This window comes from Gordonia sp. McavH-238-E (assembly GCF_022348225.1).
In the GTDB taxonomy this organism is placed as follows: domain Bacteria; phylum Actinomycetota; class Actinomycetes; order Mycobacteriales; family Mycobacteriaceae; genus Gordonia; species Gordonia terrae.
Genome location: NZ_JAKRFE010000003.1, coordinates 249,029 through 262,060, shown reverse-complemented (window position 1 = coordinate 262,060; position 13,032 = coordinate 249,029). Strand labels below are relative to the sequence as shown.

At 69.1% G+C, this 13,032-nt stretch carries 12 protein-coding genes; 6 read left to right on the top strand and 6 right to left on the bottom strand.

Annotated features, from left to right (window positions below):
- The first annotated feature begins 2 nt into the window (after positions 1–2).
- The 3 genes from cydB to cydC are packed head-to-tail and all read left to right on the top strand — an operon-like array spanning position 3 to position 4,517.
- Complete coding sequence (gene cydB / locus MHN80_RS05470; protein WP_239400055.1) at positions 3–1,085, top strand: cytochrome d ubiquinol oxidase subunit II; 1,083 nt, start codon at positions 3–5, stop codon at positions 1,083–1,085.
- A complete protein-coding gene (gene cydD / locus MHN80_RS05465; RefSeq protein ID WP_239400053.1) occupies positions 1,082–2,809 on the top strand; it encodes a thiol reductant ABC exporter subunit CydD in 1,728 nt (575 codons plus the stop codon). Before cydB ends, cydD begins: the two co-directional genes overlap by 4 nt.
- Positions 2,799–4,517, top strand: coding sequence for a thiol reductant ABC exporter subunit CydC (gene cydC, locus MHN80_RS05460; RefSeq protein ID WP_239400051.1), 1,719 nt, complete (start codon positions 2,799–2,801; stop codon positions 4,515–4,517). Before cydD ends, cydC begins: the two co-directional genes overlap by 11 nt.
- A gap of 149 nt (positions 4,518–4,666) precedes the next feature.
- Here the strand turns inward: cydC and MHN80_RS05455 are convergent, their stop codons facing one another.
- The 3 genes from MHN80_RS05455 to MHN80_RS05445 form a co-directional block, all read right to left on the bottom strand.
- Positions 4,667–6,166, bottom strand: a complete 1,500-nt coding sequence (locus MHN80_RS05455) for an aldehyde dehydrogenase (RefSeq protein WP_004020915.1) — start codon at positions 6,164–6,166, stop codon at positions 4,667–4,669.
- A gap of 129 nt (positions 6,167–6,295) precedes the next feature.
- On the bottom strand, positions 6,296–6,931 hold the full coding sequence (locus MHN80_RS05450) for an LON peptidase substrate-binding domain-containing protein (RefSeq protein ID WP_239400336.1): 636 nt from the start codon (positions 6,929–6,931) through the stop codon (positions 6,296–6,298).
- Between the two features lie 54 nt (positions 6,932–6,985).
- Entirely contained in the window at positions 6,986–7,294 is a 309-nt protein-coding gene (locus MHN80_RS05445) for an antibiotic biosynthesis monooxygenase (protein WP_004020913.1), read from the bottom strand.
- 109 nt (positions 7,295–7,403) lie between these two features.
- On the opposite strand from MHN80_RS05445, the gene MHN80_RS05440 reads away from it, so the two are divergent.
- Positions 7,404–8,225 carry an alpha/beta fold hydrolase gene (locus MHN80_RS05440; RefSeq protein ID WP_239400049.1) on the top strand — a complete coding sequence of 274 codons (822 nt, stop codon included), beginning with the start codon at positions 7,404–7,406 and terminating at the stop codon, positions 8,223–8,225.
- A 102-nt stretch (positions 8,226–8,327) separates the two neighbouring features.
- Here the strand turns inward: MHN80_RS05440 and MHN80_RS05435 are convergent, their stop codons facing one another.
- Together MHN80_RS05435 and MHN80_RS05430 are read right to left on the bottom strand one after the other, a co-directional pair.
- Complete coding sequence (locus MHN80_RS05435; protein WP_239400047.1) at positions 8,328–9,293, bottom strand: hypothetical protein; 966 nt, start codon at positions 9,291–9,293, stop codon at positions 8,328–8,330.
- A 167-nt stretch (positions 9,294–9,460) separates the two neighbouring features.
- Complete coding sequence (locus tag MHN80_RS05430) at positions 9,461–10,354, bottom strand: A/G-specific adenine glycosylase (RefSeq protein WP_239400045.1); 894 nt, start codon at positions 10,352–10,354, stop codon at positions 9,461–9,463.
- Between MHN80_RS05430 and MHN80_RS05425 the strand changes: the two genes are divergently transcribed.
- Both MHN80_RS05425 and MHN80_RS05420 read left to right on the top strand, forming a co-directional pair.
- Positions 10,353–11,006 (top strand): carbonic anhydrase, encoded by a 654-nt coding sequence (locus MHN80_RS05425; protein WP_239400043.1) that lies wholly within the window; start codon positions 10,353–10,355, stop codon positions 11,004–11,006. The genes MHN80_RS05430 and MHN80_RS05425 overlap by 2 nt on opposite strands.
- 121 nt (positions 11,007–11,127) lie before the next feature.
- Positions 11,128–11,907 (top strand): hypothetical protein, encoded by a 780-nt coding sequence (locus MHN80_RS05420; protein ID WP_239400041.1) that lies wholly within the window; start codon positions 11,128–11,130, stop codon positions 11,905–11,907.
- An 11-nt stretch (positions 11,908–11,918) separates the two neighbouring features.
- Here the strand turns inward: MHN80_RS05420 and disA are convergent, their stop codons facing one another.
- Positions 11,919–13,004 (bottom strand): DNA integrity scanning diadenylate cyclase DisA, encoded by a 1,086-nt coding sequence (gene disA, locus MHN80_RS05415; protein ID WP_064569491.1) that lies wholly within the window; start codon positions 13,002–13,004, stop codon positions 11,919–11,921.
- Positions 13,005–13,032 lie beyond the last annotated feature (28 nt).

Below are 13,032 nucleotides of genomic sequence, written 5' to 3'. Positions count from 1 at the left end.
TCATGAGTCTCGAAGAAATCTGGTTCCTGGTCATCGCGTTCCTGTTCGTCGGGTATTTCGTACTGGAGGGCTTCGATTTCGGCGTCGGAATGCTGATGCCGATCCTCGGATCGAGTCACACCGGTGGCGACGACAAGGTGGCCGCCGGCGATCCGGAGGCCGATCCCGACAAACGGCGCCGCGCGCTCCTCAACACCATCGGCCCGGTCTGGGACGGCAACGAGGTCTGGCTCATCACCGCGGGTGCGGCGCTGTTCGCCGCCTTCGGCGGTTGGTACGCAACCATGTTCAGTGCGTTCTACCTACCCCTGTTCCTGATCCTCATCGGCCTCATCGTGCGGGTGTGCGCGATCGAGTGGCGGGGCAAGATCAACAATCCCCGCTGGCGTATGTGGTGCGACATCGGAATCGGCCTGGGGTCATGGATTCCGGCGATCCTGTGGGGTGTGGCGTTCGCCAACATCGTGCGCGGTTTGCCGATCGACGCCGACGCCCAGTACACCGGCGGGTTCTTCAACCTCCTCAACCCGTACGCGCTCCTCGGCGGTGCGACCACCCTGCTCGCCTTCCTCACCCACGGCGCGGTGTTCATCTCGCTGAAGACCTCCGGTGTGTTGCAGGAGGATTCCGCTCGCTACGCCGCCCGGCTGGCCTGGCCGACACTGATCGTGGCCGCCGTGTTCCTGCTGTGGACCCAGTTCGCGTATGGCAACTCGTGGACGTGGATTCCGGTGCTCATCGCCGCCGTCGCCGCGGTGGGCATGGTGATCGCCACCCAGATCCGCCGGGAGGGTTACGCTTTCCTGTTCACCTGCATCGCGATCGCCGGCACGGTCGCCGCGCTGTTCGCCGTGTTGTTCCCGAATGCGATTCCGTCCACCCTGAATCCGGAGTGGAACCTCACCATCGAGAACACGGCGTCGAGCGACTACACACTCACGATCATGACGTGGGCGGCTGTGCTCATCACCCCGGTGGTGATGGGCTACCAGGCCTGGACCTACTGGGTGTTCCGCAAGCGGCTGTCGGTCGCGCACATCCCGGACCCGGCCGGACTCCCGTCGCTGCGAATCCCGAGCAAGTGAGTCGCACCGCCGGGCCCCCGGTCGATCCCCGGCTGCTGCGGTATTCGCCGACGACCCGCCGCTACATCGGGGTCACCGCCACGTTCGCGGTTGGCGAGGTGATCGCGATCATCGCGGTGGCGGCGATGGTGGCCTCCATCGTGTCCGAACTGATCGTGTCGCCCGGAGCGCGGTCGTTCGCCGCGCAGGCGGTTCATCTCATGGTGCTCACCGGAGCCCTGGCGCTGCGGGCGGCGATGGCCTACGGGCACGACCGGTACGCGCACCGCGCCGCCGCGCGGGCGATCGCCGAATTGCGGGCCGAGGCCCTCGACGTCCTCACCGATCCGTCCCGCACCTCGCCGCGCTCGCTGACCGCGATCCGCGAACACGCGAGCACCGTCCTCCTGCGCGGACTGGACGCGCTGGGGCCGTACCTGTCGGGCTACCTGCCGGCCCTCGTCGCCGCGGCCATCCTGACCCCGGTCGTCACGGTGGTCATCGCATTCGCCGACTGGCCCTCGGCGCTGATCATCCTCGTCACCCTGCCGCTGATCCCGCTGTTCATGGTTCTCGTCGGACTGATGACGCGAGATCGCACCACGCGCAAGCTGGCGACGATGAGCCGGCTGAGTGCGCAGCTCCTCGACCTCGTCGCGGGGTTGCCGACGCTGCGGGCGCTGAACCGGGCCGGCGCCCCGGCGCAGCGCGTCGGTGAACTCGGTGAGGCGCACCGCCGCAGCACGATGAGTTCACTGCGTGTCGCGTTCCTGTCGGGGGCCGTGCTGGAACTGCTCGCCACGCTCTGCGTCGCACTGGTGGCGGTGAGTATCGGACTGCGCCTGGTGTATGGCGAGATGTCCCTCTACGCAGGTGTTTTCGCGCTGATCCTGGCGCCCGAGGCATACCTGCCGCTGCGTCGCGTCGGGATGCAGTTCCATAACTCGGCGGACGGCCTCACCGCTGCCGAGCAGGTCTTCGGACTCATCGCGCCGGCGACGGTCGGGTCGGTCCAGGCGGTGCCCGCCTCGGGGAGCCGGGGCGTCACCGTTGCCGGGCAGCCGATCACGGTGCTCGACGTCGGGGTCCACGGTCGCGACGGGTGGGCGCCGGAATGCCTTCGCGCGACGATCGAACCGGGTTCGCTCACCGTGTTCACCGGGCCGAATGGGTCGGGGAAGTCGACGGTGCTGGCGGCGATGATGGGTCTGCTCACCCCTGACGAGGGGTCGGTGCTGATCGGGTCCACCCCGGTCGCCGAGGCCGACCCGGCGGCCCTGCACGAACAGATCGCCTGGCTGCCCCAGCAGCCGGTCGTCGTGCCGGGCACGGTCGCGGAGAACCTGGAACTGTTCGGTTCGTTGGATCGCGAATCCTTCGAATCAGCGTCTGCGGCAACCGGTTTCGCGGACCTGATCGTCGAGTTGCCCGAGCGGCTCGACACGGTGCTCGGAACGGGTGGCGTCGGACTGTCCGCGGGACAGCGGCAGCGCCTTGCGCTGACCCGCGTCCTCGCCTCACCGGCACCCCTGCTCCTCCTCGACGAACCGACCGCCCATCTCGACGAGGCGTCCGAACGCGACGTGTTGGCCGCGCTCCGCGATCGTGCTCGTGCCGGAGACACGGTGGTCGTGGTCGCGCACCGGGGCGTCGCCCGCGAATACGCGGACCGGACGGTCGATTTCCTGTCGGCCGCGAGCATGACGTCCGGCGGCGCGGCCGCGGAGGTGGATCATGCGCGATGATCCGTTGATCCGGGCCCTGGGGTTCCTCGGTCTGCGGTGGCGTCCCACTCTGGCCGCGCTCGCTCTCGGCGTCGGCGGTGCACTGTCGGCGCTGTTCCTCGCGGCGCTGTCGGCCTGGCTGATCACCCGCGCCTGGCAGATGCCGCCGGTGCTGTATCTGTCGGTGGCCATCACCGCGGTCCGGGCGCTGGGCATCTCGCGCGGGGTGTTCCGCTACCTCGAACGGCTGGCGACCCACGACCTCGCCCTGGCGGCCATGGCCACTGCGCGTCAGCGGGTGTACGCGGCGCTGGCCTCGGGGTCACCGGGCTACTCGGTCACGCTGCGCCGCAGCGAGCTGCTCAACCGGACCGGGGACGACGTCGACGAGATCGGCAACGCCCTCATCCGGGGCCTGATCCCGATCGGGGTCGGTGCGACGACATCGGTTGCGGCGGTGGTGGTGATGGCCCTGGTGTCGGTGCCCGCCGCCGTCGTGCTCGCGCTCGCACTGGTCGTCAGCGGCGCCGTGGCACCCTGGCTCGCCGCACGCGGTGGTGCCCGGGCCATCCGGGACGGCGCACACGCCGCGTCCGAGGCGACGGAGGCCGCCACGACAACTCTGTGGCACGCGCCCGAGCTCGTCGTCGCACGCCGACGCCAGGGTGCACTGGCCGCGGCCGCCGCGGCCGACCGCCGGCACCTCGACGCCACCGACCGCGGCATCCGGTGGCAGGCGTCCGCCGCAGCGGCGACGCCGCTGGCGCTCGGGGCATCACTCCTCGCAGCGTGTGTGATCGCCATCGAGTTGGCCTCGGGGACCACGGGTTCCCTCGCCGGGGTGAGCTCCGGGGAAGGGCTGACGCCGATGATCCTCGGTGTGCTCGTCCTGCTGCCGCTGTCGGCGTTCGAGTCCACCGCGCCGCTCACCGAGGCCGGACTACAGATCGAACGAAGCCGCCAGAGCGCCGCTCGGGTGATGGCGCTCGTCGACGGGGCGCGTGCCGACGGTGTCGCCGAGGTGACCGACGCCGACATCCACCGCTCCCCGGTGCGCCTGGCCGCCACGGAAGTGCGCTGGGGGCACCCGGGACGAGAGATCCTCGGTCCGGCAACAGGTGTGGACCTCGACCTGCACCCGGGCTCGCGCCTGGTCGTCACCGGCCCGAGCGGGGTGGGGAAGTCGACCCTGCTGTTGACCCTCGCGGGCCTGCTGCCGCCGGTGGCGGGTGAGGTCGCCGCCGTCGACGAAGCCGACCGATCGACGGTCGGGTTACGCTCGGCGTCCTGCTATTTCGCCGAGGAGGCACACATCTTCTCGACGACGGTCCGGGAGAACCTGCGCGTCGCCCGCGGGGATGTCACCGACGAGGAGATCGGCTCCGCGTTGGTGGCCGTCGGCCTCGAGCGCTGGGCTGCAACGCTTCCCGACGGTCTCGACACCGTCCTCGCCGGTGGGGCCGATGCGATGAGCGGCGGGCAGCGGCGCCGGTTGCTCCTCGCCCGCGCACTTCTCCACCCCGCGCCGGTCGTCCTGCTCGACGAGCCGACCGAGCATCTCGACGAGGCGGATTCCGACCGGTTGCTGCGCCGACTCCTCGGGATCGAGCGCGACCTGTTCGGACCCGACCGCATCGTCGTCGTCGTGACCCACCAGCCGCCGGTCGACACCGGTGCGGCAGAGGTGCTCGAGTTGGTGGGCCGGGAGAGCAGCGTCGACCGGGCGTAGCGGGGCCACCGGGTGGTTTCGACTCGGCGCCTCGCTCCGCTCGGTGCCGGCTCAACCAGCGGGGAAGTGGCCTCACCCAGCGGGAAAGAGCCGGGGCCGGACGCACAAGTCGTCCGGCCCCGGCTCCCCCCTGTGAGAGTTCGGGAGGTCTAATTCTCGGACACCTCGTATCCCATCGGCAGCATCGTCGACTTGTGTTCGAGGAAGGACTCGAGGCCTTCGCGGCCGTTCTCGCGGCCGATGCCGGAGTTCTTGTAGCCGCCGAACGGTGACTCGGGATCGATGGCGTACCAATTGATCCCGAAGGTGCCGGTGCGGATCTTGGTGGAGATCTCGATGCCGCGCTCGACATCGTTCGTCCACACCGTGCCGGCGAGTCCGTAGCTCGAGTCGTTGGCGATGGCGATGGCCTCGTCGACGTCGTCGTAGGCGATGACCGACAGCACGGGACCGAAGATCTCCTCCTGCGCGATGGCCATGTCATTGGTGACGCCGGTGAAGATCGTGGGGGTGAGGAAGTAGCCGGAGTCGAGGCCCTCGGGACGCTCGCTCTCGAGAACCGCGGTGGCACCGGCCTTCTTGCCGAGTTCGACGTACTCTTCGACCTTGTTCCGCTGGTTCTCGGTGATCAGGGGTCCGAGCTGGGCCTCGGGATCGGACGGCAAGCCGACCTTCATCGCCTTGGCGGCATCGACCATCGCGGCGACGATCTCGTCCTGCCGGCTGCGCGGCACCAGGATTCGCGTCTGCGCGACGCACGCCTGCCCGGTGTTGAACAGGCCGAGGAAGGTCAGCATGAAGGCGTTCGCGGCGAGATCGACGTCGTCGAGGACGATGGCGGCCGACTTGCCGCCCAGCTCGAGCGAACACCGCTTGAGCGTCTGCGCACAGGCCGCGCCGATCGCCTTGCCGGCCGCGGTCGAGCCGGTGAAGGTGATCTTGTCCACGTCGGGATGCGCGACGAGGGCCTGTCCGGTCTCGGTACCGCCGGTGACCACCGAGATCGCTTCCGCCGGAACACCGGCCTCGATGAACAACTGGGCCACGTAGTTGCCGGTCATCGGGGTCTCTGGTGCGGGCTTGAGCACCACGGAACATCCGGCGGCGAGTGCGGCGCCCATCTTGTTGCAGGTGATGAAGAGCGGGACGTTCCAGGCGCAGATGGCGCCGACCACGCCGACCGGTTCGCGGGTGATCCGGGTCGTCCCGAACAGTCCGGTCCGGTACTCCTCCCACTGGTAGCCGCGGGCCGCGTTCGCGTAGGCGCGCAGCACGCCGGTGCCGGGGAGCTGCTGAAGGGTGCTGATCGCGCTCGGCGGCGCGCCCATCTCGGCGGAGACCAGCGCGGTGATCTCGTCTCCCCGCTCGTCGATCAGGTCGGCGACCCTGGCGATGATGTCGGCACGCTGTGCGGGCGGCGTCGAACTCCAGACCCCGGAGTCGAAGGCCGCGCGTGCGGTGCGAACCGCGGTGTCGACGTCCGTGGCGTCGGCGAGCGGTACGGAACCGACGCGTTCGCCGGTGGCGGGGGAGTGGACCTCGAGGGTCTCGGTGGAATGGGGGTCGACCCACCGGCCGCCGATGAGCAACTGGGGTTGGTCGCCCCCGCCGGTGAGAGTGGCGGGTTGGGACTCCACGGTCTCGGTCATTACGCGTGTGCTCCTCAGAGGACGGGGTCCTGCCCGGGCGCGAGCGGCCGACAGCCGCCGACGGACAGGTGTGAACTACGGCACACGCAATACTAGAACACGTTCTAACTCTGATGCCAGGGGTGGTCGTCAGGAACTGCCGAACGCCACCCTGGCCTCCATCCCCTGCATGACGTCGTCGAGGAGCTCGATCTGGTCGGACGGGTCGTCGGCTTCGAGGATCCGTTGCTGGTCATGTGGCTGTCCCGCCGTCTGCGCCGCCCACCGGTGGATGGGCGAGAGGTCCGCGGCCCGGGGATCGGAGTCGATGAGGGCGAAGGCGGCGATGATCGGCTCGGGGTCCTCACCGGCGGCGCGGAACTTCCGCCGGATCAGCTCACGGTGTCGCTCGGCGAGGTCGCGCAGACGGGCCAGATCGGAGCGGCTCGGGGTCCGCTCGGGCAACACCGTGATGCGGGCGCGCGGATACGGATCGTCGGGCAGCCACTCCTCGACCCGGAACCGGCGGCGGCCGATCGCGGTCAGCGCCGCGCGGCCGTCCGGCAGCCGGCCCGTGATCTCGGCGTGGGCCAGAGTGCCGACCTCGCATCGTGACTCACCGCCGCCGACCTCGGAACCGCGCTCGATCAACACCACCCCGAACCGGATCGTCGGCGGATCGGACGAGGTGTCGACGTGGTCGTCCAGCATCTGTCGATAGCGCGGCTCGAAGATGCGCAACGGCAGTTCCGCGCCCGGCACCAACGCGGTGCCGAGCGGGAACATCGGCGCGACGAGGACCTCGCCGGCCGCCGGATCCACGGTCAGGGTCCGCTCGTCTCAGGCTTTGGGCCGCGCGTCGAGCACGACCTCGAACTCGAGCAGATCGGCGCCCGAGGCGACCGGCTTGGCGCGCTCCCCGGAATGCGCCTCGCGGGCCGGCCCCGCCGACCAGGCCTGGAAATCCTCCTCGGACTCCCATTCGGTGACGACGAAGTATCGGTCGTCGCCCTTGACGGGCCGCAACAGCTGGAACCCGAGGAACCCCTTGGAACCGTCCACCGAGTGGGCGCGATTGGCGAATCGCTTCTCCAGTTCGGGGCCGGCACCCTCGGGGACAGAGATGGCATTGATCTTCACAACAGACATGCGTCCACCATAGGCGCCGCGCATGGGCGGTCGGGGCGAACGTCGACACCGATGTCGACACCAGCGCCGGCGGTCGGTGTCACCACGCCTCTGCGACTACAGTTCTGGCATGTTCGACGGTGAGGTTCCGCAGGAGACCGGGCTCCGCGATCACGGCGGCCCCGACCTCGCCGACGACGCCCACGGTGCGTTCGAGCGCACGTCGCCGCCCATCGTCTTGCTGCACGGCCTGATGGGCCGCGGCCGCACATGGCGGCGTCAGGTCCCCTGGCTGCGCCGGTACGGTCGGGTGTTCACCTTCGACGCCGCCTTCCACACCGGGGCCGAAGCCGAAGATCCCTGCGACGACCGCGAACTCGCGACCGAACGGTTCGTCGCCGACCTCGCCGAGGTGCTCACCTGGATCGACCGCGGGCCCGCGGTCCTCATCGGGCACTCGATGGGGGCCCTGCACGCATGGTGCACCGCGGCGGAGTACCCGGAACTGGTGGCCGCCCTGGTCGTGGAGGACATGGCGCCCGACTTCCGCGGCCGGTCGACGTCGAACTGGACCCCGTGGTTCGAGTCCTGGCCGGAGCGGTTCGCGTCGGAGTCCGAGGCCGTGGCGATGTTCGGCCCGATTGCCGGACGCTATTTCTTCGAGGCCTTCGACGGCGGCCGGTTGCACGGGCGGATTCCGTTGTGGGCCGCGATCGCCGAGGAATGGGGCCGGCGCGACTTCTGGACCCAGTGGCGGTCGGTCGGCGTACCGACGCTGCTGATCGAGGCCGAGCACGGGGTCACCCCGCCCGGACAGATGCGGACGATGTGCGCGGAGAACGACCATGCCCGCCACATCCGCGTGCCGGACGCCGGGCATCTCGTCCACGACGACGCACCGCAGGTCTATCGCGGCGCGGTCGAGGCATTTCTCTCCGGACTCGACCTCTGACACCCCGGTGCACAACGTGTTCTGGTGCACAACGTCGCCTGGCACAACGACATTCGGGGCGCACACGACGAATCGTGTGCGCCCCGAATCGGGTTGGGAGGATCAGGTCGGGTCGGCAGGCGCGATGGGGGCGCCGTTGAGCCGACGCCAGCAGTGCACGAGGAACAGCTGCGCGACCGGGGCCGCGACGATCAGGCCCACGTAGCAGACCAGTACGCCGACGAGGTTGATGGCGTAGGTGACCAGCAGGGTCAGGATCGAGTCGCCGACCTTCGACTTGGTCAGTTCGAAGGACGCCTTCATCGCGTTGATCGGCGAGAGGCTCTTGTCGATGGTCGCGACGACCGAGAACATCAGGAAGAACATCGCGATGATGCCCGGGATGATGCACAACGCGTAGCCGATCCCGGTGATGATGCCGACGAGGATCGCGGTTCCGATGACCGGGCCGAACCGGATCGGGGTGAGGAACGACTTCGCCGTCACCGGCTCACCGTTCGCGACCCGGACCGCGCCCGAGATGATGCTGGCCTGGATGTAGAGGAGGCCAAGGATGAATACGAGATAGACCAAGCCGAAGAGAATCGATCCGCCAACGCCCAGCGATGTCTCGGTATAGGTGAATCCGTATTCGTCGGTGGTCGTCTCGGTGGTGCCGAACAGCGCAGCTGCTGAGAATCCAACCGCGATGAGCGCGGCGCCCAGCAAGAACACCGCGAGTCCGGGCAGGATCATCGCGCCGACGTTGTTCTTGAACTTGCCGAAAGCCCACGAGAACGCGGTGCCCACGTCGATCTTGCCCGAATCGCCTGGTGCGCCGTAGGGGTCGGGGGCTCCGGGGTAGGACCCGGCGTCGCCGTACTGCGGGCCGCCGGGAGGCGGGGGTGCCTGGCCGTACTGGGGTTGCTGCGGCGGCTGCTGGCCGTACGGCGGCTGCTGTGGAGGCTGCTGCCCGTACTGGGGCGGCTGCGGTGGCTGCTGCCCGTACTGCGGCGGCTGCTGACCGGGGAAGCCGCCCGGCTGCTGCGGGTCCGGTGGCGGGACAGGGGGATACGGCGGCTGACTCATGGACCGGGACATTAGCAACTAAGTGACCCCGGCGGGAGACTATCTCTGAACGATCAAACGACTGGTCAATGATCGTGGCACGAATTATGGGTTCGCGGTGGCGGGTTCGCGAACCCGGACCTGGACAGACGTCCCAGAATCGTCGTCCGCGCGTCGACGGACCGGACTCATGCCTCGCCGGCCAGGCAGTACCGGCCGGTGACGGTGATCTCCACCAGTCCGTCCACGAGAAGCGAGTCCAGGGCACGGTCGCGCTGTGCGGTGTCGGAGGTCCACACGACGTCGAGGGCGGCGCGGTCGACCGAATCGTTCGAGTTGCGAAGGACGTCGAGGAGCAGTCCGCGTACCTGACGGTCGGTGCCGGCGAACTTCTGCACCCGGCGCGGTGGCCCGGAATGGGCCGGCCGGCCGAGTCCGACCCAGGTGCAGTCGACGAGAGGACAGTTGTCGCACTTCGGGTTTCGGGCGGTGCAGACGAGAGCGCCCAGCTCCATCAGTGCGGCCGAGAAGCGCGGGGCCGACGCGGCGTAGGTGCCGTCGGGGGACCGGGGGAGCAGGGCCTCGGCGTCGGCGAGATCTCGCCGCGACGGGTTCGCCGGCTGCTCCCGACCGTGGACCGCACGGACGATGACCCGCCGGACGTTCGTGTCCACGACCGGCACGGCCTGACCGTAGGCGAAGCAGGCGACCGCGCGGGCGGTGTAGTCGCCGATCCCGGGCAGGGCCAGCATCGTCTCGACGTCGTCGGGGACGCGGTCGCCGTGCTCGGCGGCGAGCACCTTCGCGCACTCGTGGAGACGAAGCGCGCGGCGGGGGTAGCCGAGCTTGCCCCACGCGCGCAGGACCTCGCCGGCCGGTTCGGCGGCCATCGCCGAGGGGACCGGCCAGCGCCGTACCCACTCCTGCCAGGGTTCGACCACCCTCGACACGGGGGTCTGCTGCAACATGATCTCGCTGATGAGGATCTGCCAGCCGGTGCAGGACGGATCGCGCCAGGGGAGATCTCGTTCGTGGGTATCGAACCAACCGAGCAGACGGCCCGGTGGCACACTATTGGGCATGACCGCAAACACACCACGGGACGCGTGGCGCATCCTGCGCGACGGCAACGACCGATTTGTGACAGGTGAATCTCAGCATCCCAGCCAGGGTATCGAGGACCGCGCGCGACTCGTCGGGGGTCAGCATCCGCACGTCGTGCTGTTCGGCTGCGCGGACTCGCGGCTCTCCGCCGAGATCATCTTCGATCAGGGACTCGGCGACATGTTCGTCGTGCGGACGGCCGGCCACGTGATCGATTCGGCTGTTCTCGGCTCCCTCGAATACGCCGTCGAGGTGCTGCAGGTGCCGCTCATCGTGATCCTCGGGCACGACAGCTGCGGCGCGGTCAAGGCGACTCTCGATGCGCTCGACGACCTGCAGATCCCCGGTGGCTACATCCGTGACGTCGTGGAGCGTGTGACCCCCAGCATCCTCGCCGGTCGCAGTGAAGGGTTGACGCGAGTCGACGAGTTCGAGGCCCGCCACGTGGTCGAGACCGGCCAGCTGCTCATGCAGCGCAGCCGCATCATCGCCGACCGGATCAGCACCGGCCGCCTGGCGATCGTGGGCCTGACCTACCAGCTCAACGAGGGGCAGGTCAACGTCCAGGGCGTCTACGGCGACATCGGCGAGCGTCCGGCGCCCACCGCGGTGGCCGCCGAATCCGCCTGACGCCGGCCCTTCAGAGCCTGAAGGCGAACTCTAGACTTTGCCTGCTCCGGGCCGTTTTTCGGCTGCGACACGCCGCACGTGATCAGCCGGAAGTCAATACCCGGCCGTTAGCGTGGTGGGCGTGATCGAACCCCAGGGCCCGCTGCCACCCGAGATCTACTGGCGACGCCGCGCCGTCGCCGTGGGTGGTGCGGTGGTCGTGGTCGGTCTGGTCGTCGCATTGATCGTCTGGATGACGTCGGGGAGCGGAGATCCCCAGAACACTGCGGCCACGCAGAGTGTCTCGTCGAGTTCGTCGGCATCGTCGACGACGTCGGCACCACCCGCCTCGGAACCGCAGGCCGGTGGCGCCTCGGGCGAACCGGACGCCGGTGGCGGCTCGGGCGGGGGTGCCGGCGGTTCGGATGCACCCGCCGGACCGCCCGCCGGCACGTCGAGTCCCGTCGAATCGGCAAGCCCCGCAGGGGTCCCCGGAGGAGCCGCGGGTCCCGCGCTGTGCCCGGACCAAGCGATCTCGGTGGTCCTGTACACCGACAAGCCGACCTACACGATCGGGCAGAATCCGGTGTTCACCATCGTGACCACCAATGCCGGTCTGTCCGAGTGCACGCGCGATGTCGGCAAGGCCGTCCAGAACGTGATCGTGCGCACCCTGGACGGCACCCGGACACTTTGGTCGGCGCGCGACTGCTCGCCGCTCAACACCGTGAACAACGTCGTCCTCAAGCCCGCACAGCAGGTCAAGGACACCATCACCTGGTCGGGCACCACGAGCAGCCCCGGCTGTGAGCGTCCGCGGACCCAGGTGCCCGCCGGGTCGTACTCGGCCATCGGCAAGATCGGTGAGCGCGAGTCGTTCCCGATCACGTTCAACATGGTGGCGCCTGCTCAGGAGCCCTGAGCGAGCCGCGACTAGTCGTAGCGTTCGATGCTGGTCTCGGCCAGCCGCGACAGACCTTCGCGGATGTGGCGGGCCCAGATGCTGCCGATTCCCTCGACCGCCTGCAGGTCGGCCGACGAACTCGCGAGCAGTGCCTGCAGCGTGCCGAAGCTGCGGACGAGCCGGTCGACGTGCGCGAACTGCAGGCGTGAGATCCGGGCGAGCAGCCGGTAACCGCGAGGACTCATCGCGGTGTCCTGGGCCTCGATGGTGGTCGGGTACCCGAAGGCGCCGGCCAGCAGGGTCAGGTCGAGAAGGTCTGCGTCGCTGAGGTTCTCGACGACCTCCAGCGCCTGGCGGACATCTTCGGCGGTGGCCGGTTCCGGACTGGCGTAGTAGTCGCGGACGAGGAGTTCGCGCATGGTGTCGTTGTCGCTGATCAGTTCCTCGAGCTGCAGGCTGACCTGTCGGCCGTTGACGCCGAGTTCGAGAACGTACTCCTCGATCTCGACCGACACGCGCCGGACCATCTCCATCCGCTGCGCGGTCGACATGGCGTCGCGCAGCAGCACGTAGTCCTCGATCTCCGCACGGGAGAGAGCCGAGATCACCTCGTCCAACCGCGCCTTGTACCGCTCGAGTGTGGCCAGGGCGACGTTCGCTCGGGACAGGATCGGGTCCGGGCTCTCGACGACGCGACGGGCCCCGTCGACGTACACGCTGACGATGGACATCGACGCGCTCACCGAGATCACCGGGTGACCGGTCTGGATGGCGGTTCGTTCGGCCGCACGATGGCGCGTGCCGGACTCCTCGGTCGGTATCGAGGGATCGGGGACCAGCTGGACGTTGGCGCGCACGATGCGCTTGCCGTCGGTCGAGAGCACGACCGCACCGTCCATCTTCGCCAGCTCGCGCAGTCGGGTGGGGGCGAATTCGACGTCGAGGTGGAAACCGCCGTCGCAGATCTTCTCCACGTCGGAGTCGTGTCCCAGCACGATCAGGGCGCCGGTGCCGCCGCGGAGGATGCGCTCGAGACCGTCGCGGAGCCCGGTGCCGGGCGCGACGCGCGCGACCGTCTCGCGCGTCAGCTCGGATCTCACCACTTCGGCGACCATGTCTCCCCTTCTCCGGACCTGTCTGCGG

Bases quoted from the DNA above. Each gene is read 5' to 3' on its own strand.
- cydB (WP_239400055.1), top strand. From the start codon at position 3: ATGAGTCTCGAAGAAATCTGGTTCCTGGTCATCGCGTTCCTGTTCGTC.
- cydC (WP_239400051.1), top strand. From the start codon at position 2,799: ATGCGCGATGATCCGTTGATCCGGGCCCTGGGGTTCCTCGGTCTGCGG.
- MHN80_RS05455 (WP_004020915.1), bottom strand. From the start codon at position 6,166: ATGACCGAGACCGTGGAGTCCCAACCCGCCACTCTCACCGGCGGGGGC.
- MHN80_RS05450 (WP_239400336.1), bottom strand. From the start codon at position 6,931: ATGTTCCCGCTCGGCACCGCGTTGGTGCCGGGCGCGGAACTGCCGTTG.
- MHN80_RS05445 (WP_004020913.1), bottom strand. From the start codon at position 7,294: ATGTCTGTTGTGAAGATCAATGCCATCTCTGTCCCCGAGGGTGCCGGC.
- MHN80_RS05440 (WP_239400049.1), top strand. From the start codon at position 7,404: ATGTTCGACGGTGAGGTTCCGCAGGAGACCGGGCTCCGCGATCACGGC.
- MHN80_RS05435 (WP_239400047.1), bottom strand. From the start codon at position 9,293: ATGAGTCAGCCGCCGTATCCCCCTGTCCCGCCACCGGACCCGCAGCAG.
- MHN80_RS05425 (WP_239400043.1), top strand. From the start codon at position 10,353: ATGACCGCAAACACACCACGGGACGCGTGGCGCATCCTGCGCGACGGC.
- MHN80_RS05430 (WP_239400045.1), bottom strand. From the start codon at position 10,354: ATGCCCAATAGTGTGCCACCGGGCCGTCTGCTCGGTTGGTTCGATACC.
- disA (WP_064569491.1), bottom strand. From the start codon at position 13,004: ATGGTCGCCGAAGTGGTGAGATCCGAGCTGACGCGCGAGACGGTCGCG.